This is a genomic window from Mesorhizobium sp. M0678 (assembly GCF_040320505.1).
Lineage (GTDB): Bacteria > Pseudomonadota > Alphaproteobacteria > Rhizobiales > Rhizobiaceae > Mesorhizobium.
Window position 1 is genome coordinate 64,896 of sequence record NZ_JAMYPT010000018.1, and the last position, 18,552, is coordinate 83,447.

The 18,552-nt window shown below is 61.3% G+C and carries 24 protein-coding genes; 15 read left to right on the forward strand and 9 right to left on the reverse strand.

Annotation, left to right across the window (positions count from 1 at the left end; translation table 11 throughout):
• Positions 1 to 2 precede the first annotated feature (2 nt).
• Positions 3 to 740 carry a class I SAM-dependent DNA methyltransferase gene (locus NKI29_RS25405; RefSeq protein ID WP_352456965.1) on the forward strand — a complete coding sequence of 246 codons (738 nt, stop codon included), beginning with the start codon at positions 3 to 5 and terminating at the stop codon, positions 738 to 740.
• 133 nt (positions 741 to 873) lie between these two features.
• On the opposite strand, the gene arr is transcribed toward NKI29_RS25405, so the two are convergent.
• Positions 874 to 1,281: an NAD(+)--rifampin ADP-ribosyltransferase gene (arr, locus tag NKI29_RS25410; RefSeq protein ID WP_352456964.1), complete on the reverse strand. Its 408-nt coding sequence runs from the start codon at positions 1,279 to 1,281 to the stop codon at positions 874 to 876.
• A 189-nt stretch (positions 1,282 to 1,470) separates the two neighbouring features.
• Here arr and NKI29_RS25415 point away from each other — a divergent pair, with 189 nt between their 5' ends.
• Positions 1,471 to 1,764 carry a hypothetical protein gene (locus NKI29_RS25415; RefSeq protein WP_352541050.1) on the forward strand — a complete coding sequence of 98 codons (294 nt, stop codon included), beginning with the start codon at positions 1,471 to 1,473 and terminating at the stop codon, positions 1,762 to 1,764.
• Positions 1,765 to 1,816: 52 nt separating this feature from the next.
• Here NKI29_RS25415 and NKI29_RS25420 read toward each other — a convergent pair whose 3' ends face one another.
• On the reverse strand, positions 1,817 to 2,107 hold the full coding sequence (locus NKI29_RS25420) for a hypothetical protein (protein ID WP_352797546.1): 291 nt from the start codon (positions 2,105 to 2,107) through the stop codon (positions 1,817 to 1,819).
• 428 nt (positions 2,108 to 2,535) lie between these two features.
• Between NKI29_RS25420 and NKI29_RS25425 the strand changes: the two genes are divergently transcribed.
• The 3 genes from NKI29_RS25425 (at position 2,536) to NKI29_RS25435 (ending at position 6,132) form a co-directional block, all read left to right on the forward strand.
• Complete coding sequence (locus tag NKI29_RS25425) at positions 2,536 to 4,533, forward strand: ABC transporter ATP-binding protein/permease (RefSeq protein ID WP_352456961.1); 1,998 nt, start codon at positions 2,536 to 2,538, stop codon at positions 4,531 to 4,533.
• A gap of 258 nt (positions 4,534 to 4,791) precedes the next feature.
• Complete coding sequence (locus NKI29_RS25430) at positions 4,792 to 5,265, forward strand: VOC family protein (protein WP_352450557.1); 474 nt, start codon at positions 4,792 to 4,794, stop codon at positions 5,263 to 5,265.
• Between the two features lie 84 nt (positions 5,266 to 5,349).
• The gene (locus NKI29_RS25435; RefSeq protein WP_352690675.1) at positions 5,350 to 6,132 is read left to right on the forward strand and encodes a class I SAM-dependent methyltransferase; all 783 of its coding nucleotides are present in this window, start codon (positions 5,350 to 5,352) and stop codon (positions 6,130 to 6,132) included.
• Between the two features lie 39 nt (positions 6,133 to 6,171).
• On the opposite strand, the gene gcvA is transcribed toward NKI29_RS25435, so the two are convergent.
• On the reverse strand, positions 6,172 to 7,065 hold the full coding sequence (gcvA, locus tag NKI29_RS25440) for a transcriptional regulator GcvA (RefSeq protein WP_352568303.1): 894 nt from the start codon (positions 7,063 to 7,065) through the stop codon (positions 6,172 to 6,174).
• A 207-nt stretch (positions 7,066 to 7,272) separates the two neighbouring features.
• On the opposite strand from gcvA, the gene NKI29_RS25445 reads away from it, so the two are divergent.
• The 5 genes from NKI29_RS25445 (at position 7,273) to NKI29_RS25465 (ending at position 10,872) form a co-directional block, all read left to right on the forward strand.
• Positions 7,273 to 7,458 (forward strand): DUF1127 domain-containing protein, encoded by a 186-nt coding sequence (locus NKI29_RS25445; RefSeq protein ID WP_352567970.1) that lies wholly within the window; start codon positions 7,273 to 7,275, stop codon positions 7,456 to 7,458.
• Positions 7,459 to 7,530: 72 nt separating this feature from the next.
• On the forward strand, positions 7,531 to 8,016 hold the full coding sequence (locus tag NKI29_RS25450) for a VOC family protein (protein ID WP_352797549.1): 486 nt from the start codon (positions 7,531 to 7,533) through the stop codon (positions 8,014 to 8,016).
• 36 nt (positions 8,017 to 8,052) lie between these two features.
• Entirely contained in the window at positions 8,053 to 8,778 is a 726-nt protein-coding gene (locus tag NKI29_RS25455) for an SDR family oxidoreductase (RefSeq protein WP_352567972.1), read from the forward strand.
• A 234-nt stretch (positions 8,779 to 9,012) separates the two neighbouring features.
• Entirely contained in the window at positions 9,013 to 9,447 is a 435-nt protein-coding gene (locus tag NKI29_RS25460; protein ID WP_352567973.1) for an FKBP-type peptidyl-prolyl cis-trans isomerase, read from the forward strand.
• 696 nt (positions 9,448 to 10,143) lie between these two features.
• Positions 10,144 to 10,872 carry an HAD family acid phosphatase gene (locus NKI29_RS25465; RefSeq protein ID WP_352797587.1) on the forward strand — a complete coding sequence of 243 codons (729 nt, stop codon included), beginning with the start codon at positions 10,144 to 10,146 and terminating at the stop codon, positions 10,870 to 10,872.
• A gap of 41 nt (positions 10,873 to 10,913) precedes the next feature.
• Here the strand turns inward: NKI29_RS25465 and NKI29_RS25470 are convergent, their stop codons facing one another.
• Positions 10,914 to 11,894, reverse strand: a complete 981-nt coding sequence (locus NKI29_RS25470; protein WP_352797552.1) for a quinone oxidoreductase family protein — start codon at positions 11,892 to 11,894, stop codon at positions 10,914 to 10,916.
• Positions 11,895 to 11,992: 98 nt separating this feature from the next.
• Here NKI29_RS25470 and NKI29_RS25475 point away from each other — a divergent pair, with 98 nt between their 5' ends.
• Positions 11,993 to 12,385 carry a winged helix-turn-helix transcriptional regulator gene (locus tag NKI29_RS25475; protein WP_352456953.1) on the forward strand — a complete coding sequence of 131 codons (393 nt, stop codon included), beginning with the start codon at positions 11,993 to 11,995 and terminating at the stop codon, positions 12,383 to 12,385.
• A gap of 74 nt (positions 12,386 to 12,459) precedes the next feature.
• On the opposite strand, the gene NKI29_RS25480 is transcribed toward NKI29_RS25475, so the two are convergent.
• Positions 12,460 to 13,065 (reverse strand): NADPH-dependent FMN reductase, encoded by a 606-nt coding sequence (locus NKI29_RS25480; protein WP_023678377.1) that lies wholly within the window; start codon positions 13,063 to 13,065, stop codon positions 12,460 to 12,462.
• A 91-nt stretch (positions 13,066 to 13,156) separates the two neighbouring features.
• On the opposite strand from NKI29_RS25480, the gene NKI29_RS25485 reads away from it, so the two are divergent.
• Positions 13,157 to 13,525: a winged helix-turn-helix transcriptional regulator gene (locus NKI29_RS25485; RefSeq protein ID WP_023678378.1), complete on the forward strand. Its 369-nt coding sequence runs from the start codon at positions 13,157 to 13,159 to the stop codon at positions 13,523 to 13,525.
• Between the two features lie 50 nt (positions 13,526 to 13,575).
• Here the strand turns inward: NKI29_RS25485 and NKI29_RS25490 are convergent, their stop codons facing one another.
• The 4 genes from NKI29_RS25490 to NKI29_RS25505 form a co-directional block, all read right to left on the reverse strand.
• Positions 13,576 to 13,896, reverse strand: coding sequence for a hypothetical protein (locus NKI29_RS25490; RefSeq protein ID WP_352623116.1), 321 nt, complete (start codon positions 13,894 to 13,896; stop codon positions 13,576 to 13,578).
• Between the two features lie 143 nt (positions 13,897 to 14,039).
• On the reverse strand, positions 14,040 to 14,435 hold the full coding sequence (locus NKI29_RS25495) for an acyl-CoA thioesterase (RefSeq protein ID WP_023678380.1): 396 nt from the start codon (positions 14,433 to 14,435) through the stop codon (positions 14,040 to 14,042).
• A 137-nt stretch (positions 14,436 to 14,572) separates the two neighbouring features.
• Entirely contained in the window at positions 14,573 to 15,235 is a 663-nt protein-coding gene (locus NKI29_RS25500) for a hypothetical protein (protein WP_352623115.1), read from the reverse strand.
• A 125-nt stretch (positions 15,236 to 15,360) separates the two neighbouring features.
• The gene (locus tag NKI29_RS25505; RefSeq protein ID WP_352797555.1) at positions 15,361 to 16,314 is read right to left on the reverse strand and encodes a LysR family transcriptional regulator; all 954 of its coding nucleotides are present in this window, start codon (positions 16,312 to 16,314) and stop codon (positions 15,361 to 15,363) included.
• A gap of 106 nt (positions 16,315 to 16,420) precedes the next feature.
• Here NKI29_RS25505 and NKI29_RS25510 point away from each other — a divergent pair, with 106 nt between their 5' ends.
• The 3 genes from NKI29_RS25510 to NKI29_RS25520 all read left to right on the forward strand — a co-directional run bounded on the left by NKI29_RS25510 (position 16,421) and on the right by NKI29_RS25520 (position 18,550).
• Positions 16,421 to 17,212 carry an alpha/beta fold hydrolase gene (locus NKI29_RS25510; RefSeq protein ID WP_352797556.1) on the forward strand — a complete coding sequence of 264 codons (792 nt, stop codon included), beginning with the start codon at positions 16,421 to 16,423 and terminating at the stop codon, positions 17,210 to 17,212.
• 220 nt (positions 17,213 to 17,432) lie between these two features.
• Positions 17,433 to 17,891, forward strand: a complete 459-nt coding sequence (locus tag NKI29_RS25515; RefSeq protein ID WP_352797589.1) for a GNAT family N-acetyltransferase — start codon at positions 17,433 to 17,435, stop codon at positions 17,889 to 17,891.
• 20 nt (positions 17,892 to 17,911) lie between these two features.
• Entirely contained in the window at positions 17,912 to 18,550 is a 639-nt protein-coding gene (locus NKI29_RS25520; RefSeq protein ID WP_352797559.1) for a hypothetical protein, read from the forward strand.
• Positions 18,551 to 18,552: the final 2 nt, after the last annotated feature.

The window sequence follows — 18,552 nt, forward strand, 5'->3', positions numbered from 1 at the left end:
CTATGGTCGACCACCTTTTCGCCGACCCATATCTCGCTGCCGTCTACGACGCCTGGCACCCGAGATCTGCGCGCGACGACTATGATTTCTACCTGCCCCGCATTCTAACAGCAGACGCGGTGCTTGATGTCGGATGTGGAACGGGCACCCTCCTTCACGAGGCACGCCTGGCCGGACATTCAGGGCGGCTCTGCGGCATCGACCCAGCACCCGGCGTGTTGAATCGCGCACGAACGCGCGCGGATATCGAATGGGTTCTCGGCGATCTCCAATCGGCCGGCTGGACAGCCGAGTTTGATCTCATTGTGATGACGGGGCACGCATTCCAGGCCCTTGTCAGCGACGAAGACCTGAGGGATTTCATGGCGGCTGTCCGACACGCCCTTGTGCCAGGCGGATGCTTCGCGTTCGAAACGCGGAACCCTTCGGTGCGGGCGTGGGAGCACTGGACACCCGAAAATGCGGTCGTCGTTGAGCTGCCTGACGGGTCGCTGGTGCAGATCACAACAGAGGTGATCATGCGGTTCGATGGACAGACGGTGACATTCACCCACAGGTTCGGCGGAAAGCATCCGAGCCTTCCGCAAGTTAGTCGCAGCACCTTGCGATTCCTCGAGACGGACGCCTTATCGAGCCTGCTGGGGAACGCGGGGCTACGGATCGAACAGCAATTCGGCGGCTTTGACGGCAGCCCACTTGGCCCTTCGAGCCCAGAGATCATCACGTTCGCGACGAGATGAAAAGGAGCATCCGCTCTCCAGCCCTGCAAGCAACGACAACTCGCGGACCCATTGCGGACGTGGAGCCGTATTTCGCGGGGACTGCCGCCGACCGTAGGTCAGAGCCAAGCTTGGCAATCGCAGAACTCAGCGATCAATCGATTGCCTCGATACCTTGTGCCTTCAGCCGTTCGAGATGGTCCTTCATCTCTTTCAGCCGCTCGGGGGAGTGGCCCTGCCACTCGGTGACCTCGCCCGTGATCCTGAGCGGCTCGCGGCAGCGATAGGACTGCGTCGGATTGCCGGGAAATTTCTTGTCCGTAAGATTGGGGTCGTCCATGACCGGGCCGGTTGGTTCCACGATGTAGATCCTTTCGCGTCCGTCACCGGCGGCCAGTTCTGCACCCCAGATAGCCGCATCCAGAGTGCCGGTTAGATAGACCCAGGCTGCCTGCTTTCGCGCCCCGTAATTGGAGCTGTAACCGGCTTCGATCAGGTCTCCCGGCTTAAGATCGGCCCGGGTGCCGTGGTAGAATTGGCGCGGCTTGTCGGAGGCTGTCATCGGCTCATCCTCGCTGTCTCAGGCGTCATGGTGTCGTGGCGCGCACTATTTCATGCACGTCATCGAATCAACCGTCTGGCCGTTCGGTTATCGGACGTCCGCCCATTCCGGTCATCCCGCCCAAAGCACGCTTTCGGTCGGCTGGCGGCGCGGTTATTATCGGCGCCTGCACCGTCGCTAAGGTGGAAAATGGATCTGCAAGCCTTCAGGGAATCGATTGCGAAACCACAGCCGCCAGCCGGCTTGAGCCCTGCCCTGCAGGCGCTGTGGTGGGATGCAAAGGGCGATTGGGCTAAGGCGCACGAGTGCGCGCAGCAGCGCGACGATACGGCGGGCATGCACGTGCATGCCTATCTCCACCGCAAGGAAGGCGACCAGTCGAATGCGGAATATTGGTATCGCCGCAGCAACGCGGCGCCGTCGACCTTAACGCTTGACGAGGAATGGCAAGAGTTGGCACGTACACTTTTGCAGCAAAGCTGACGCTTGCTCAGTCATTGTAAAATAGCCGGTCCTGCATCCACTCTCCGGGGTTTCAGCTGGCGCCCTGTGGCTTGTCCCTGCAGTTCCATTCCGCATTGCGCGCCTGCGCCTCTTCGGCGATCAGCTTGAACTCCCGCATCTTCGCAGCTTCGATGGCGAATGCGCGGCTTGGCAGGACGCCAGGGTCCTCCTGACTGTTCTGAAACTGAAAACGGGCCTCCAGTTCGGCCCATATTCGCTCGGGTGCCGTATCCTTGCTGGCAAGCAGCGCAACGACCAGCGCCAGAGTCTCGCGCTGGGCGTTCAGCCGCCCTTCGATCTCTTCATTCGGCAATTCGGACATGCGGGTCGCTTCCAGTTTCTGGCTCAACGGCAAAATCGCACCCTTGTTCCGGAACTCGGGGCTGGCGCGGTCCGGCTGGGCAGCAGATGCTCGCAATCGCAATCGAGATGATCTCTCCTCCTCGATCCTGTTGACTCGGGCCGATGGCACTTCTCGCGCCGCTTGCGTCCAGCCTCTTCGAATGCAGCATGCGGACAAATCTTGAGAGCCTGAAGCGAATTCTCGAGACCGCAGCAGGTGATGCTTTGTTGCAGACTGACCCGCAGCCGACGCTCGGCGGTCTGCCCCGCAACGATCAAAGCCTGTCATCGAGAACGACCATAGGCTGCTGCGAGCACCGGAACAGCTGAGAAGCCTTGGCGTTGTTGGCATCTGGGATCTCGAGCGGACGCTATGAAACCTTCTGATTTTTAAGCCGTTATCGCCGGATGCCCGAGGCTAAATTTAAGCTGAAATCGGTTGACGGCGCCCAATCGCGCGATGCCGAGAAGTCGCGCCGCGAGAAACAGTCGACTGTCGAAGTCGCGTCCGAGGTCGTCGGCGAGCCCGCGCCGCCGCCGGATGTCACCGAACCCGATCCTGAGCTGACACCTGAAGAGGCCGAGCGGGCGCGCAAGAGATACCTGCTTAAGCGCTTCTGGATCAGCGCGCGCGGTTACTGGAGCGGCAGTGGCGACAGGGTCGCCTGGCCGTTGACGATCGGGCTGTTGGTCCTGATCGTCGCCAATGTCGGCTTCCAGTATGGGATCAATGTCTGGAATCGCGCAATTTTCGACGCCATTGAGCAACGCAATGCCCACACCGTATATTGGCTGAGCGCCGTATTCCTGCCACTCGTGATCGGAAGCGCCAGCCTTGTGGTGGCACAAGTCTTCTTTCGCATGAGGATACAGCGCCGCTGGCGGTCCTGGCTCACCACCGCGGTCATCGCGCGCTGGCTCGCAAGCGGCCGCTACTATCAGCTGAACCTCGTCGGCGGCGATCATAGCAACCCCGAAGCCCGCATCGCCGAGGATTTGCGGATTGCCACCGAATCGCCCGTCGATTTCATCGCCGGTGTCATCGTCGCATTTCTGTCGGCCTCGACCTTCATCGTGGTGCTGTGGACGATCGGCGGCGCCCTGACCCTGACGATTGCAGGTTCGACGGTCACCATTCCCGGCTTCCTGGTCATCACCGCAGTGCTCTATTCCGCGATCACGTCCACTTCGATGGCGGTCATTGGCCGCCATTTCGTCCACCTCTCCGAGGGAAAAAATCAGGCGGAAGCCGAGTTCCGCTACACGCTGACGCGCGTGCGGGAAAACGGCGAGAGCATCGCATTGCTCGGCGGCGAGGAGGAGGAGCGCAGCGGCATGGACAAGACATTTGCCCATGTGCTCAGGCAATGGGCGCTCCTTGCAGGCCAGCACATGCGCACGGCGCTGGTGTCTCAGGGGTCGAGCCTGTTTGCGCCTGTCGTGCCGGTCTTGCTTTGCGCTCCAAAGTTCCTCGAAGGCAGCATGACACTTGGACAGGTCATGCAGGCTGCCTCGGCCTTTGCCATCGTGCAGGGCGCGTTCGGATGGCTGGTCGACAACTATCCCCGTCTCGCCGATTGGAACGCCTGTGCACGGCGCATCGCCTCGCTGATGATGTCGCTCGACGGGCTCGAGCGCGCGGAACAGAGCAACACGCTGGGACGCATAAAGCGCGGCGAGACCGGCGGCGATGCGATGCTCAGCCTGAACAATCTCTCCGTGTCGCTCGACGACGGCACCGCCGTGGTCAAGGAAACCGAGGTCGTGATCGAACCAGGCGAGCGGGTGCTCGTCGCCGGCGAATCCGGCTCGGGCAAGAGTACGTTGGTGCGGGCCGTCGCGGGTCTGTGGCCATGGGGTAGCGGCAGCGTCAACATCCGCGCCGACAGACGGTTGTTCATGTTGCCGCAACGGCCCTACATCCCGACCGGGACGCTTCGCCGCGCTGTCGCCTATCCAGGCGCCGCCGACAACTGGACGCTGGATAAGATCAAGGCTGCCCTCGACAAGGTGGGACTCGACTACCTCAACGACCGGATCGAGGAGGACGCGCCATGGGACCAGACCTTGTCGGGTGGCGAAAAGCAGCGCCTCGCCTTCGCGCGTCTTCTGCTGCACCGCCCCGATATCATCGTGCTGGACGAGGCAACGTCGGCACTCGACGAGAAGAGCCAGGACAAGATGATGGAGATGATTATTCGCGAATTGCCGAAGGTCACCATCATAAGCGTAGCGCACCGCGCCGAGCTGGAGGCCTTCCACAGCCGCAAGATCACATTGGAGCGGCACAAGGGCGGCGCAAAACTTGTCAGCGATATCGAACTCGTCCCGCGCAAGGACAGACGGAACTTGCTCATGCGCCTTCTGAGGCAACGGCGCGCCAACGGAAAGCCAGCGCGACCTTGAGCAAAGCGGCGCTGCCCTACGCAAAGAGTGAGGCCGCCGGTCGGAGCAGGCGGACCATCGCCGATTCGAGTCACTGCCCGCATCTGGTCCTGAAAGCACCAGCCGTGGTACCTTGATTCCGGGCAGCTGCTGCTGCCGGAACGTCGATGGCACGAGCGCATTTCCATGTCCGGTGCAACGCCGAGGCCAGCTGTGAAAAACCCGGGTTGATTTCAAAAGCCCCGATTGATTTCGAAAGCAAAGGGACCAGCAATGACAATCGCCAAGAACACGATCTGCCTTTGGTACGACAAGGACGCCGAGGCTGCGGCCCGCTTCTATTCCGAGATTTTTCCCGACAGTTCGGTGAAATCCGTCCACCGCGCTCCCAGCGACTACCCGTCCGGCAAGGCAGGCGACGTGCTGACGGTCGAGTTCACGGTCGCCGGCATCCCCTGTCTCGGCCTCAATGGCGGGCCCGCGTTTAAACACAACGAAGCCTTCTCCTTCCAGATCGCCACCGACGATCAGCAGGAGACCGACCGCTATTGGAACGCCATCGTCGGCAATGGCGGCCAGGAAAGTGCCTGCGGCTGGTGCAAGGACAAATGGGGCATCTCCTGGCAAATCACGCCGCGCGTGCTGACCGAAGCGATGGCCGCCGGCGGCGATGAAGCAAAGCGCGCATTCGAGGCGATGATGGAGATGAAGAAAATCGACGTTGCAGCGATCGAGGCGGCGCGGCGCGGCTGACAGTTCGGGGGTGGCCCGACGCGAAAAGATCAGGGCAGAGCGGCCGGAAATGCTGCCGGCCCATCATCTCCAGGCAGGCGTGCGATGGTGCTGAACTGCGCTGCGTTTTACGACGCCGAACTGCGACGGCACAACGAGGTCTTCAGGGCTGCGGTCAAGGTGGGAACGCGCGATCGCGTGCTCGATATCGGATGCGGTTCGGGACAATCCTCTCGTGATGCTGCCCGTGTCGCGGTGGAAGGCAGCGTGCTCGGCGTGGACGTATCGGCCGAGATGCTCGAGATCGCCCGGAAGTGTAGCGCGAAAGAGGGATTGCGAAACCTCGCCTTTGAGCGCGGCGATGCGCAATTGCTGGTATTTCCGCCTGCCGGCTTCGATCTGTGCATTAGTCGATTTGGAGTGATGTTCTTTGCCGATCCGGCGGCGGCGTTCGCCAATATCGCCCGGGCGATGCGACCAGGGGCACGTCTTGTGTGGATGGTATGGCGATGCCAGGACCGTAACGAGTGGGCAACTGCCATTCAGCGGGCAATTGCGCCGGGGACCGCCATATCGGGGGGCGCCGCCACCCCGTTTTCGCTTGGCGACCCCGCCATCACCGCGGAGATCTTGCGTGCATCCGGTTTTGTTTCGGTCGACTTTGCCGAAGTGCATGAGCCGGTCTTCTACGGCCAGGACGTCGATGTGGCCTATGACGCTTTGCTTGGCCTGCAACTGGTCAAGGATCCGCTCGCCCGCGCAGATGTGGATGTCGACGCGCCGCTGCGGCGGTTGCGCGATCTGCTCGACGCGCATTTGACCGCGGACGGTGTGCTTTTCGACTCGCGTGCCTGGATCGTCACCGCGTTTCGGGCGAGCCGATGGTGACTGCGCGATGTAGACGATCCTGTTCTCTCGGCCTTTCCGTCAGTCCATTTGCGGCGCGACTTCTGAGAGCAGCCAATCCCGAAAAGCCTTGACTTTGCGCTGACGGATCGCCTCTGGCGGGTAGACGAAATAGAAGCTGGAGGGGGATTTCAGGGCGTGGCCGAAGGGGCGGACGAGTCGCCCGGCGGCAAGGTCGGCCGCAACGAGCATGGTCCGGCCGAGCACCACCCCCTCGCCTTGTGCGGCCGACTCCATGGCAAAGGTGGCAGAGTCAAAGGTAATCCCGCTCTGCGGGTCAACGCCCTCGACCCCGGCGCTTGCCAGCCAGGTCGCCCAGTCGATCGGAAAGCTGTCACGGATCAGCGTGTGGTGTTTGAGGTCCTGAGGCGTGCGGAGCGGATGTGCACCCTCAAGAAGCTTTGGGCTGCACACTGGAAACACCTCCTCGCCGGTGAGGAACTCCGACGTGAGCCCCGGATAGTTTCCGTTGCCATAACGGACGGCGACATCGATGCCGTCGCCGAGGAAGTTGGTCAGCTTCCCGCTTGTCGAAACCCGCACATCCACGTCGCTATGCGCACGGTGAAAGCGATAGAGGCGCGGCACCAGCCATCTCCCCGCAAAGCCATCGGAGGTGCTGACGTTCAATGTCGAGCTCGAATAGCGGGCTGTTGCTGCAGCGGTGGCGGTGGCCAACTGGGCGAGCGCCTCGCGCACCGCCCGCACATAGGGTTCGCCGACGGCTGTCAGGCTCACCGAACGCGTACCGCGCTCGAACAGCTGCACACCGAGCTGATCCTCAAGATTCTTGATCGCCCGGCTGATCGCACCGTGGGTGACATGAAGTTCCTCTGCCGCCTTGGAGAAACTCAACAGGCGCGCCGCGGCCTCGAAACTTGGCAAGGTGGTGAGGGGAGGCAGCTTCCGGGGCATGGATCGATACCTGTACGTGTGAGTGATGCTCACACATTGTCGCCGATAAGTCGTTTGTCGTCCAGGCCAGAAGCCGGCATGTTTGCTCGCGTAATCAGTCATTCACCGCCGCTGCAAAAGGCGAGTTTGATGTGACTGATACTCTCGCTGACGAAAGTCGCGGGGCAACTGCTGAAACCAAAACTGCCGCCACTCTGGGAGAGCACCATGAACGCCAAACGAGTTGAACCCATCGTCGACGTCCTGACCGGCATGGCCGGCCGCATCCTCGCCTCGAGCAGCCGGCGCCGGACCGGGCGGCAGATTGCACGCTTCTCGACCCGCCGGCTCGAAGACCTCGGATTTGCCCGCGACTGGGACGGCTCGGTCTATCGGCCGTCGGACCACCGCTAGCCTGAACGAAAGCAACAGCGGACAGGCTCTTCGCCAAAGATCGCTGTCGCAAGGAATTAACGGAGAACGGACATGGCCACCATCCACCCATTCCTCTGGTTCAACACCGATGCGGAGCAAGCCCGCGACTTCTATCTCTCGGTCTTCAAGAACAGCAAAGCGCTCCAGACCATCGAATACACCGACTGGGTGTCCGGAACCAACAAGACGGTCCCGCATGCCACCTTCGATTTCGAGCTCGAAGGACTGCACCTTACTGCGCTCAATGCCGGGCCGCAGCCGCCCTTCAACGAGCGGCTCTCGCTCTACATCGAGACCAAGGACCAGGCCGAGACCGACTACTACTATGAGGCGCTCACCGCCGGCGGCGGCAGGGCACAACCCTGTGGCTGGCTCACCGACAGATACGGCGTCTACTGGCAGGTCATCCCGGAAATCCTGCCGCGGCTCAGTACCGATCCGGATCGCGAAAAGGCCAACCGCGTCCGGCAGGCGATGTATGGGATGCGCAAGATCATCATCGCCGAGCTCGAAGCCGCCTACGCCGGCAAGGCCTGACTCTCCCACCGCAATCGCAACGAACGGAGAACCCTCATGACATCGCTCGTGGACAGGAAAGTCATCGTCGTCGGCGGTAGTTCCGGCATCGGTCTCGGCGTCGCGGAAGCTGCTCTCAACGGCGGAGCGAAGGTCGTGATCGTCGGACGCTCGCCCGAGAAACTGCTGGCTGCCGAACGGACGCTCAATGCGGGCCGCGTGACAAGCGTGGTCGCCGACATGACCGACGAAGCGGACGTCGCTCGCCTGTTCGACGAGGTCGGTCCCTTCGATCACCTCGTATCGACCGCCGGAACACTGCCGCCCGGCGATCCCATCGGCAGTACCGACATGGAGGCTGTGCGAGGCTTCGTCGATAACAAGCTGATTGGCGCCGTCTTGCTCTCCAAGCACGCTGTGCGCACCCTGAAAGCCGGCGGCTCGATGACCTTCACCTCGGGAATAAATAAGGATCGGCCGCCGGTGCCGGGAGGCTCGGTCGTCTCCGCGATTGCCGGTTCATTCAGCTACTTCGCCCGCGCCCTGGCGCTCGAACTGGCCCCGACGCGCGTCAATGTCGTGTCGCCCGGATGGGTCGACACACCGATGTGGGACATTGTTGGAGAAGCCAAATCCAGCTTCTTTGCCGACATGGCTGCCCGGTTGCCATCGAGAAAAATTCCGACCGCTGCGGACGTCGCCGCCGCCTACCTCTACCTCATGGAAAGCGACTTCACCACCGGCGAGACGATCCGCATCGATGGCGGCCATAACCTGATCTAGCCGCCATTTGCACGCCGCCTGAATGGGTTGAGCCGGCATGACCGCTAGTCCGGTGCACTGCTGCCGAAGGCGACGAACGCCGGCGGGTCATGCCGGCGTCGCTCAATCGGGGTTTACATCGGCAGCCAGGTCCCTAGTTTTAGCGTTTCGCGCCACGCACCTAAGTGCGTGGATGATCGAGGACGGGACCGTGAGCTTTGGCCGGCCCCTCGAAACTTTCAAAGGATGGCTATCATGACACAGGCCAAGAATGGCGACACCGTGCGCATTAATTACAATGGACGCCTGGCAGACGGCACCCAATTCGATTCTTCCGGCAACGAACCGCTGCAATTCACGCTGGGTGAAGGACAAGTGATCCCTGGTCTTGAAACCCATGTCGAGGGCATGGAGGTGGGCGCGAAAAGCACCGTGACTGTTCCCGCCGAGGCCGCCTATGGCCCCCACCGCCCCGAAGCGGTCATGACCATCGACCGCGGCCGCGTGCCAGACAACATCAACGTCGATATCGGCACTCGATTGCAGGTCAGAACCTCGGAAGGGCGCCCGATGCCGGTAACAGTCGTCGGCGTGGACGACACCAGCGTCAAGCTCGACGGCAATCATCCGTTGGCCGGGCGCGATCTGGTGTTCGACGTTGAACTGGTCGAGATCGTTCAGGCGGCGTAGGACACGGCCAAGGCCGCGGTGGCTATGATTTCGGGTGACGCGCTTCTGCTAGCGGTTTCGGCGGTGCGTCACCTGTCGGAGGGAAAGACCGCGACGGCGGAAATCGTGTTACACCAACCCATAGAGACATTCGGCATCTGGAATGTCCAATTCAGCGTCGCAGTTTCGAGGACCTGTGGAAGGGTAGTGTCTCAGTTTGAAATTAAGACGACGGTCCATCGTAGTCAGGCGGTGGCGGCGTGCCTGGCCACCGAAGCACGACTTCCTCGCAGGAGTCTTGCATGCGCATGACGCGGACGGCGTTGCCAATCACATCGGCGGGGCGCTTCTGGCCTTTAGGTCCGTTGGGCAATTGCTGCCTCCTGAATTGGCCAGCGCTTATACGCGACGACCCAGAGAATGATTATCATTCCCAACGGGACCACAGAAAGAAGCACCCACGCCCGAGACATTCTTAGTCGCCCAAACAGCACCCACGCGGGGATTGCTGTGAGGACTGTCAACAAGGCGAATGGTAGCAGCTGAATCGGATCTGACATTGGGTGCCTTCCATGCTTTCCGCTGAGCACATAGGCGGTTTCGCCTAGGCGAGCAAACCGGGATAGGCGCTTTCGCATATTTCAAATTTCAAACTGAGACACTACCTGTGGAAGACCTCGCTTGACAGCCGACTTCTCGTGACAGCAAAGTCTCGTGATGCGGGCGATTGGCTGGAATAGAATTGCGCGTGCCGGGGCAATCGTGCTGATGATCGGCACAAATGTTCCTGCGCCGGCGCGTTCCGACTCGCTCCTTCTCACAAGCCCGTCCCAGCCAGCCAATGTCGGCGATGCGATGCTGGCGGCTGCCAATTATCATGATTCCGGCGACTATGACCGCGACCTGGCCACTGTGGCGAAGCAGGCAGGCGACTGGGTCATCAAGCGCGCAATGGAGGTGCCTCGGCCCGCACTGGTGCTCGATATCGACGAGACGGCTTTGGCCAACTGGGAAGTGATCACACGTGACAATTTCGGCCGCCCGATTGGCGGCGCCTGCGACATCGCAATCGACGGTCCCTGTGGCTGGGCCGCCTGGGACCAGCTTGCGAAGGATCCGGCCATCGACCCGGTGCTGGAGGTCTTCCGGCAGGCGCGAACGGCGAAAGTCGCGGTATTCTTCATCACCGGACGTCCGGAGGACCAGCGTCAGGCAACCGAACAGAACCTGCAGTCGGCCGGCTATGCCGGCTACGAGCACCTTTACATGGTCCAGCCTGGGGCCAAATACGGCTCCGCCGCAGATTTCAAGTCACCCATAAGGGCCGAAATCGAAAAGGCCGGCTACACGATAATTGCCAATGTCGGTGACCAGCCATCCGACCTGTTCGGGGGGCATGCGGAGAAGCTGTTCCTGCTGCCAAATCCGTTCTACCGGGTTCGCTGACGGCCTGTACGGCACAACCCCGGATCCTTGCGGAGCACCTACTAAGGTATCAAGACGACCTTGCCGGTCGCGCCGCGTTCCTCCAGCAGGCGATGCGCCTGGCTGGCCTGGTCGAGCGGGAAGCGGCCGCCTCTGGTCACCTTAAGCTGACCGCCTGCGACCAGATCGAAAAGCTCTGAAAGGCTGGTTCTGAGGGCATTGGGCAAAAGCAGCGGCAGCAGGGCGAAGCCCCTCAGCGACTGGTTCTGGCCGATCATCTTTTCCAGCTCCAGCGCGCCGAGCGCGTATCTGCCAAGTGCCGCAAATACCAGCTCTCCGCGAGGTGACAAAGCATCTAGCGCGGCCGCCGTCGTCGGGCCGCCGACGATGTCATAGACGATGTCAACGCCGCCGCAATCTGCCGCTTCCCTAACGCGTGCCGGCCAATCCGTCCTGCTATAGTCGACGGCAGCGTCGGCTCCCAGCGACAAAGTAAGGTCGAGCTTGGCCTTGCTGCCGGCTGCCGCGATGACACGGCTCGCGCCGGCGCGCTTGGCAAGCTGGACGAGCAACGAACCGACGCCGCCCGCGGCAGCGGCGACCAGCACCGATCTGCCGGCCGGCGGGCTTTGCCGCGATAGATACAATGCCGTCAGTCCTTGCACCATCAATGCCGTCGCGTTTTCGAACGAGAGCGAATCCGGCAAGGGCACGGCCAGGCTTGCGTCGATCGTCACATACTCGGCATAGCCGCCAAACGGGCGGCTCGAGGCGAACAACGGCGCGGCGACGCGCGTGCCGAGCAAGGAAGCGTCCACCCCCTGCCCAAGCGCCTCCACGATCCCGGCGGCCTCGACGCCAGGGATCATCGGCAGTTGCGGCGTCACCGCATAGCGATCCGCGCGCATCAGCACTTCGAAGAAATTCACCCCGGCCGCATGAACGCGGACCAAGACCTCGCCGGCTTTCGGCTCCGGCTTCGGCACCGCGACTATGTCGAGAACGTCGGGCCCGCCGAAGCGGCTCAGTTGAATGGCTCTCATCGCATGCACCGATCGCTGTTGGCATCGGCCGCTGTTTGCCACTATCTGCCTGGCTTCGACTACACACCGATTTGTCCGCTGCTGACCGGGAGGTGACCATGGCCAAGCTGATCAAGAGACTGCCGACGCTGCCGGCGGAGCGCGCGCTGAAAGTGATTTCGGGCCGCTGGAAGGCGGTCATCCTGTACCATCTCTTCGACGGGCCCCGGCGGCTGTCGGCGCTGCAGGCGCTGATGCCCGATATCACCCAGAAAGTGCTGATCCAGCAGCTTCGCGAAATGGAAGAGCACGGCCTCGTCCGCCGCGAGATCTTTGCCGAGATACCTTCGCGCGTCGAATATTCGGCGACGCGGCTCGGCCTCAGCCTCGAGCCGATCCTGCTGGCACTTTGCCAGTGGGGCCAGCATCACGCCGACGAGCTGAATGAGATGGACCGCCTTGCCGATTGCGTCATCAGACCACGGCAAGCCCAGGACGCCCATGCCGTGTGAACAAAAAGGGCGGCGCATGCGCCGCCCCAATGCTTGGGAGAATTAATCCTTGGGAGGACTGCTCGAACCTGTGCTCAGGCCGCCTTGACTTCCTCGGCGACGGCATCGGCCTGACGCGCCGTCTTCAGCACCCTGGCCCACCATGCAATGTCGTTGACCAGCGCGGTTGCCGCCTGGTTGAGGTGCTCGAACTCATCGAGCTTCTTGTCGCCTTGCTTGACGGCAAGGAAATCGGCCCAGGCGATGTGTACGGCGGACTTCACCGGCGCCATCTGCAGCTCGACCGCATGCAGCCTCAGCTGCTCGACCGCGCGCGCGCCACCGACGCTGCCATAGCCGACGAAGCCGGCCGGCTTCTTGTTCCACTCGTTGGCGGCGTAGTCGATGGCGTTCTTCAGCACAGCCGTCGGGCCATGATTGTATTCCGCGGCGGTGAAGATGAAGCCGTCGAATCCGGCGACCTTCTTTTGCCAGCGCTGCGCCACTTCGTTCTGCGACGGCACCCAGGCGGAGGATGCGACCTCATCGAAGAACGGCAGCGGGAAATCGCGCAGGTCGACGACTTCAACGTCGATGTCGGCGTGCGACTTGGCGATCTTGGCAATCCATTGGGTCGGGACGTCGGCAAAGCGCGCCGCGCGGGTTGAACCAATGATGATGGCGATTTTGGGTTTTGACATAGAGGGGGCTCTCCTTACGGGAATACTGGTATCGTTTAGATACCTGAGCTATATGAGTAACTGGCCGCTCAATGTGCAAGGAGGCACTTTTTTGTTACCAAGGCACCCGCACCGCACCGAGGACTGCCGCGCCATCTCGGAAATCCTGCAGCGCGTCGGCGACAAATGGACGGTGCTCGTCGTCGGCAAGCTTGGCAACGGGCCACTGCGTTTCAACGAGTTGCGCAGCGCGGTCGGCGGCATTTCGCAAAAGATGCTGACCACGACCTTGCGCGGGCTCGAGCGCGACGGCTTCGTTACGCGCACCGTGTTCCCGACCATCCCGCCGCGGGTCGACTACGAATTGACCGATCTTGGCTACGAACTGCTGGTGCCGGTCGATGCGCTCGGCGAATGGGCACGCAAGAACACCGAGCGCGTCAAGGCGGCGCGCGAGAAGTTCGACGCCATGCACAGCTGAACCCTTGTGCTGCAAGGGTTTGAACCTGCCCGGGAGCCTCCGGATGAGCGCTACTGCTGTAACTGCATCTTGCTCTTCGGCAGCTTCTCGATCCGGTTCCATTTCGGGTTGGGACTGACCACCTTGCCGCCAATCGTGCAGGTCGTGGTCGTCTCCTTGCGGCAATTGCTCACCGTCGTGCCGCTGGTGTCGCATTTCGTCGCCGAGCAGATCTCGCACTTGGCCGCCTGCCCGTTGATGGTGCGGTTTTCCGACGTGCAGGTGGCGCCTGGATCGCCTTTTTTGACCTCGGCAAAAGCGCTTGCGGACGACAGGCAGAGCAAGGCTGCAAAGGCACCCGCCTGGGCAGCGTTCAGCATGTGTTGACGCATTGTCTTTCCTCCCAATATCCCGTCGGTCGCGCTGCAGGCGCGCATGCGGGAACCCGTTAGCCAAAGACCACGCGGGATCGCTGTCCGCATCCCCCGCGCGGGAGAGACGGCTGTTTAAATCCGTCTTCTGGAATCAGGCCGGGTCAGCCTTCGGCCGGAACCGCCTTCGGCTTGCCTTCGCCGTCCAGCGCCACCATGACGAAGTCGGCATGGGTGACCTTCTCCATCAGGTCGGAGAGATAGCGCTGCGCCCAGGCCTCGACCTTGAGCGTCATCGAGGTGCGGCCGACGCGTTCGACATGCGTATAGATGCACAGCGTGTCGCCGATCTTCATCGGCTTGGCGAAGGACATTTCCTTCACCGCCGCCGTCACCACGCGGCCCTTGGCGCGCTCGGCGGCGCGGATGCCGCAGGCGAGATCCATCTGCGCCATCACCCAGCCGCCAAAAATGTCGCCTGCCGCATTGGCGTCGGAAGGCATGGCCAGCGTCCTGAGCGTCAGATCGCCGATCGGCCGCCCGTCCGCGTAATGCACCATGCCGAAAAAACCTTGCGATCGATTGTCCCGATCCGTATCGGCGGGACGATGATACGTCAACGCGCTCTCCGCACCTGGGTTGCCGGTATGGTGCGCGGCGCACGTACTAACGATAGAGTGCGTAATCGATGGACTTCTCACTTGCTTCTAGGGCGATACACACCGCCATCACGTGCGAAAGGCTCTATATCTCGACAATCAGGAGGGGCTTTAACGGCGGCCATCCTTGCCAACAGGTACGGGACTCGAAACTCATCCATATTATTTTTTTGCATTTTCTCCACAGCGTTCGAACTGACAGAGTAATCGGGGCAAGTGATGAACGCTTGGAGATATCCACCCCATGCCACCGCCGCTGCATAGATTTTGTACTGTGAACTGCCACGCGGCGCCGCATTGAGTAGACTTAGCATCTCGTCGCGGGGATTCGGGGTTCCAATATCTAAATCTAGAATTTCATAGCTGAGGTCATCGCACTCTGTTCCGGGTACCCCGCCGCCTTTGGCGCTCCAAGTGGTTTGTGCGTCGGAGTAGTGCTTTTGTACCAGCGCGAGGTCTGAAGGACTAAGGCTCCAAGTCAGCTTCTTGTAGTAATTTTCGAATGCCTTCATGTCTATCAGCGGAACCAAGTCGCACTTGTCGTCAAATTCTTTGTGTCTCGTCAGCGCGTTCATCATGCGGCCGAGTATGTCGGCGCGAGCCAATGAATCTTGGCTGGCCACGTTGTGATAGACCTCCTCCGCCAAAACGGTCGACGACGCGAGAGATGCGAGAAGCGGCAATACAAAGATGAGGCGCATTTGAGACTCTTCACGTGAGCGTCGCCGATTTTGTCAGATGCAGCAGACCCTAACGAAGGACTGAGATAACAACAATATAGGAATTACGGTTCTACCTACCGATAGACTGAACGGCCTCGAAGAATTCACTCGATGCCGAGCCCTTGCTTTGCGTGCCGGACAGGTGTCCGACGTTCGAGCGCTCGACGCAACGTCGGCGCCTCTTGCTGGATATAGTCCCACAGACGGTTCGAGATCGGCCCGTGCGGCCGGTCGCGGCGGCGCGCCACCACCAACTCTTCAATACGGCCTGGCAGATGACGACCGGCCATGGATTGCAGGCGTCCGTCGCGCAGCTCTTCCTCGATCAGGAAGCGGGGCATGTGGCCCCAGCCGAGGCCTTGCAGGATGATTTCCTTCTTCATGCCCTGATCGGCCACCATGCATTGAGGCGCACCCTCGATCATGAAGAAGTCTTGTTGCGGTGCATGGCGGGCCGTGTCGCGCATGACACATTGGGTGAACGCGTGCATCTGATCCGGCGTGATGGGGTGCTTGATGCGCTCCGCCAGAAAGCCCGAAGCCACCACGGGAACGAATGGCACCTTGCACAGATCGATCCATTCCACCCGCGGATCGCTCTTGTCGATCCAGTGCAGGATCAAATCGGCTTCGTCGTCGAAGAGGCGCTCCCACGGGCCGCCCACCGCCTCGAAATGCAGATGCAGGCGTGTGCCCGGACACTGGGCGAAGAACCGTCCGAGCATGCCCAATGCCTGCGGGCGCGGGCAAAGGTCGCCGATCACCACATGGATCTCGCTTTCTTCGCCCATTGACAGCTGAGCAGCATGAAGCCGCAAGCCCTCGAGCTCGCGCAGCAGCGATTGTGCCCTGCGATGGAACGACAGCCCTGCCTCGGTGGGGCGCACGCGATAGCCGCTGCGATCCAAGAGAACGAGGTCGAGTTGCCGCTCCAGCTTTGCAACGGCTGCGAACACCGCCGGGTGCGAGCGATGCAGCATGGCCGCCGCAGGCTGAAAGCCGCCGCAGCGGACCACGGCATCGAAGCATTGCAGGTCGTGCAGGGTGAATTCGGCCATGTCAGCTTCTATTACAGAGATAGTCCTATCTTTGTAATATCATCAAAAGCGCGCCGCAGCTAGGCTTTGCCACGTTCAACGCTCCAAGAAAGAAGGTGTATTCACCATGATTGAGCTGGATTTCGTGACCGTCGGCGATGGCACGCGCATCGCCTACCGCATCGACGGCGACGCCGGGCAGCCTGTGTTGGTGCTGTCGAATTCCATCGCCACCACGCTGCGGATGTGGGACATGCAGGTCGACGAGTTGTCGAAGCATTTCCGTGTTCTGCGCTATGATTTTCGCGGCCACGGAGGGTCGAGCGTTCCGGCCGGTGCTTATTCGCTCGACCGGCTTGGCCGCGACGTGATCGAGCTGCTCGATGCCCTGGGCATTGAACGCGTACACTTCCTCGGTCTGTCGTTGGGCGGCTTCGTCGGGCAGTGGCTCGGCATCCACGCGCGCGAGCGGATCGAGCGCTTGATCCTGAGCAACACCTCATCCTACCTCGGACCGGCAAAGCAGTTTGACGAGCGGATTGCCGCCGTGCTGCAGGCGCCGGATATGTCCGAAACCGCCGAGATGTTCCTGGGCAACTGGTTTCCTGCAAAAATGCTGGCGGCCAACGGGCCCGTCATCGAAGAATTTCGCACCATGCTGCTGGCCATCGACCGGCAAGGCTTGGCTGGTCTGTTCGCGGCGGTTCGCGATGCGGACCTTCGCCGAACCATTCCGCTGATTTCCAGGCCAACGCTGGTGATCGCCGGCCGGCACGACACTGTGACAGCCGCCAGCCATAGCGAGCTGATCGCGGCGACGGTGCCGGGCGCGAAACTGGTTGTCCTGCCCGCGGTCCACTTGTCGAATGTCGAGTACCCCGCCGAATTCATGGAGGCCGTGCTCGGTTTTCTGCGCTGAGTTGGTGCATGACGGGGATGCTGAGTGAAACCCCGGTTTGAACATCCCCGCATGGACCGCAACCTATGATGCGCTAGCGCGCAGTGCAGGCTAGAATGAGCAACATCAATAGCGGATGACGGCTGACATGGAACTTGGCTTTCGCCCACTAACGCCCGATCTGTGGCCGGCGCTCGAGGACCTGTTCGGTGACAGCGCCGTCTGCAGTCGCTGTTGGTGTATGTACGGACGGATCGGCAGTTCTTATCGAAAGCGACCCGGCGAGGAAAACAAGGCAGCGTTCCGGCAGGCCGTCCAGCATGGTCCGCCTCCAGGTTTGCTCGCTTTCGACGGCGATACCGCTGTCGGATGGTGCCAGGTGACACCGCGAGATGCCCTGCCCTGGCTCGATCGGCTATGGCAGCTCAAGCGCGTGGACGACAGGACGGTCTGGTCCCTGTCCTGCCTCTACGTGCGAAAACAATACCGCCGACGGAGCGCAACATCCCAGCTGATTGCACAGGCCCTGGAAGTCGCAAGGCGCGCAAATGCTCCGGCACTCGAAGCCTATCCTTTCGACGCCGACGTATCGCCGAGCGCTTCCGGCAGCGGCTATGCCTCCACCTTCGCGCGCGCCGGGTTCAGGGTCGTCGCTCGCAGGACGCCGGCCCGCCCGATCATGCGCTATGATTTCAGGTAGATTGCCGATCATCGCCTGTAATGGTTGGATCGCTTGTCGAGGAAGCGCAGGCACTTCGAAATGAAGCCGGATCGTTTTCAACTTTTGGTCAGAGGCACAACGTGGATTACTTCACACGACGCAAGCCGTTCTCGGGCGCTGCGAAGTCAGCTTTCCCAGTCAGCACGTTGGCCACTGTGGCGGAGGACGAGCTGAAGCCTTTTGTCGACGACACTTATCGGACGCCGTCCAGACGTCTCATTTCTGATGGAGCGGGCATCTATATTCCTGATCGGTTACATTTTCTACCAGGTGTGGGAGAGCATCACCTCGGCTTTTCGTTTCCGTCGCATTGTCTGCTGACACGATCGACAGATGGCTTTTTGCGGCAGAGATCAGCCAGGGTGATCCTTTCGCTGAACGAAAGTTGGAGCATCGCCTTCGTCGTGCTGCTGTTAGGCGAATATGTCGTCGAAATCGCCGAAGATATCTACGCGGCAGTACCTGATCTGGACGCATCGGCCTATGCCAGTTTCGTCCGACAGAACCGAGACGTAATGCGTACGACGCGCGCCAAGGCCACAAGTTATTGGAATGTCTATTACAGGCGTGCTTATCCCAACCGGAAATCCTATCCGGCGATTGCTGTCCTCAATCAACTCGACGCGTGGGCAAGCTAGGT

Coding starts and splice junctions, on each gene's coding strand:
- NKI29_RS25480 (WP_023678377.1), bottom strand. CDS start 13,065: ATGTCAAAACCCAAAATCGCCATCATCATTGGTTCAACCCGCGCGGCG.
- NKI29_RS25420 (WP_352797546.1), bottom strand. CDS start 2,107: ATGTCCGAATTGCCGAATGAAGAGATCGAAGGGCGGCTGAACGCCCAG.
- NKI29_RS25495 (WP_023678380.1), bottom strand. CDS start 14,435: ATGGTGCATTACGCGGACGGGCGGCCGATCGGCGATCTGACGCTCAGG.
- NKI29_RS25515 (WP_352797589.1), top strand. CDS start 17,433: ATGTACGGACGGATCGGCAGTTCTTATCGAAAGCGACCCGGCGAGGAA.
- NKI29_RS25455 (WP_352567972.1), top strand. CDS start 8,053: ATGACATCGCTCGTGGACAGGAAAGTCATCGTCGTCGGCGGTAGTTCC.
- NKI29_RS25415 (WP_352541050.1), top strand. CDS start 1,471: ATGGATCTGCAAGCCTTCAGGGAATCGATTGCGAAACCACAGCCGCCA.
- arr (WP_352456964.1), bottom strand. CDS start 1,281: ATGACAGCCTCCGACAAGCCGCGCCAATTCTACCACGGCACCCGGGCC.
- NKI29_RS25460 (WP_352567973.1), top strand. CDS start 9,013: ATGACACAGGCCAAGAATGGCGACACCGTGCGCATTAATTACAATGGA.
- NKI29_RS25500 (WP_352623115.1), bottom strand. CDS start 15,235: ATGCGCCTCATCTTTGTATTGCCGCTTCTCGCATCTCTCGCGTCGTCG.
- NKI29_RS25450 (WP_352797549.1), top strand. CDS start 7,531: ATGGCCACCATCCACCCATTCCTCTGGTTCAACACCGATGCGGAGCAA.
- NKI29_RS25520 (WP_352797559.1), top strand. CDS start 17,912: ATGGTTGGATCGCTTGTCGAGGAAGCGCAGGCACTTCGAAATGAAGCC.
- NKI29_RS25425 (WP_352456961.1), top strand. CDS start 2,536: ATGCCCGAGGCTAAATTTAAGCTGAAATCGGTTGACGGCGCCCAATCG.
- NKI29_RS25465 (WP_352797587.1), top strand. CDS start 10,144: ATGCGGGCGATTGGCTGGAATAGAATTGCGCGTGCCGGGGCAATCGTG.
- NKI29_RS25445 (WP_352567970.1), top strand. CDS start 7,273: ATGAACGCCAAACGAGTTGAACCCATCGTCGACGTCCTGACCGGCATG.
- NKI29_RS25505 (WP_352797555.1), bottom strand. CDS start 16,314: ATGGCCGAATTCACCCTGCACGACCTGCAATGCTTCGATGCCGTGGTC.
- NKI29_RS25490 (WP_352623116.1), bottom strand. CDS start 13,896: ATGCGTCAACACATGCTGAACGCTGCCCAGGCGGGTGCCTTTGCAGCC.
- gcvA (WP_352568303.1), bottom strand. CDS start 7,065: ATGCCCCGGAAGCTGCCTCCCCTCACCACCTTGCCAAGTTTCGAGGCC.
- NKI29_RS25405 (WP_352456965.1), top strand. CDS start 3: ATGGTCGACCACCTTTTCGCCGACCCATATCTCGCTGCCGTCTACGAC.
- NKI29_RS25510 (WP_352797556.1), top strand. CDS start 16,421: ATGATTGAGCTGGATTTCGTGACCGTCGGCGATGGCACGCGCATCGCC.
- NKI29_RS25470 (WP_352797552.1), bottom strand. CDS start 11,894: ATGAGAGCCATTCAACTGAGCCGCTTCGGCGGGCCCGACGTTCTCGAC.
- NKI29_RS25435 (WP_352690675.1), top strand. CDS start 5,350: ATGGTGCTGAACTGCGCTGCGTTTTACGACGCCGAACTGCGACGGCAC.
- NKI29_RS25475 (WP_352456953.1), top strand. CDS start 11,993: ATGGCCAAGCTGATCAAGAGACTGCCGACGCTGCCGGCGGAGCGCGCG.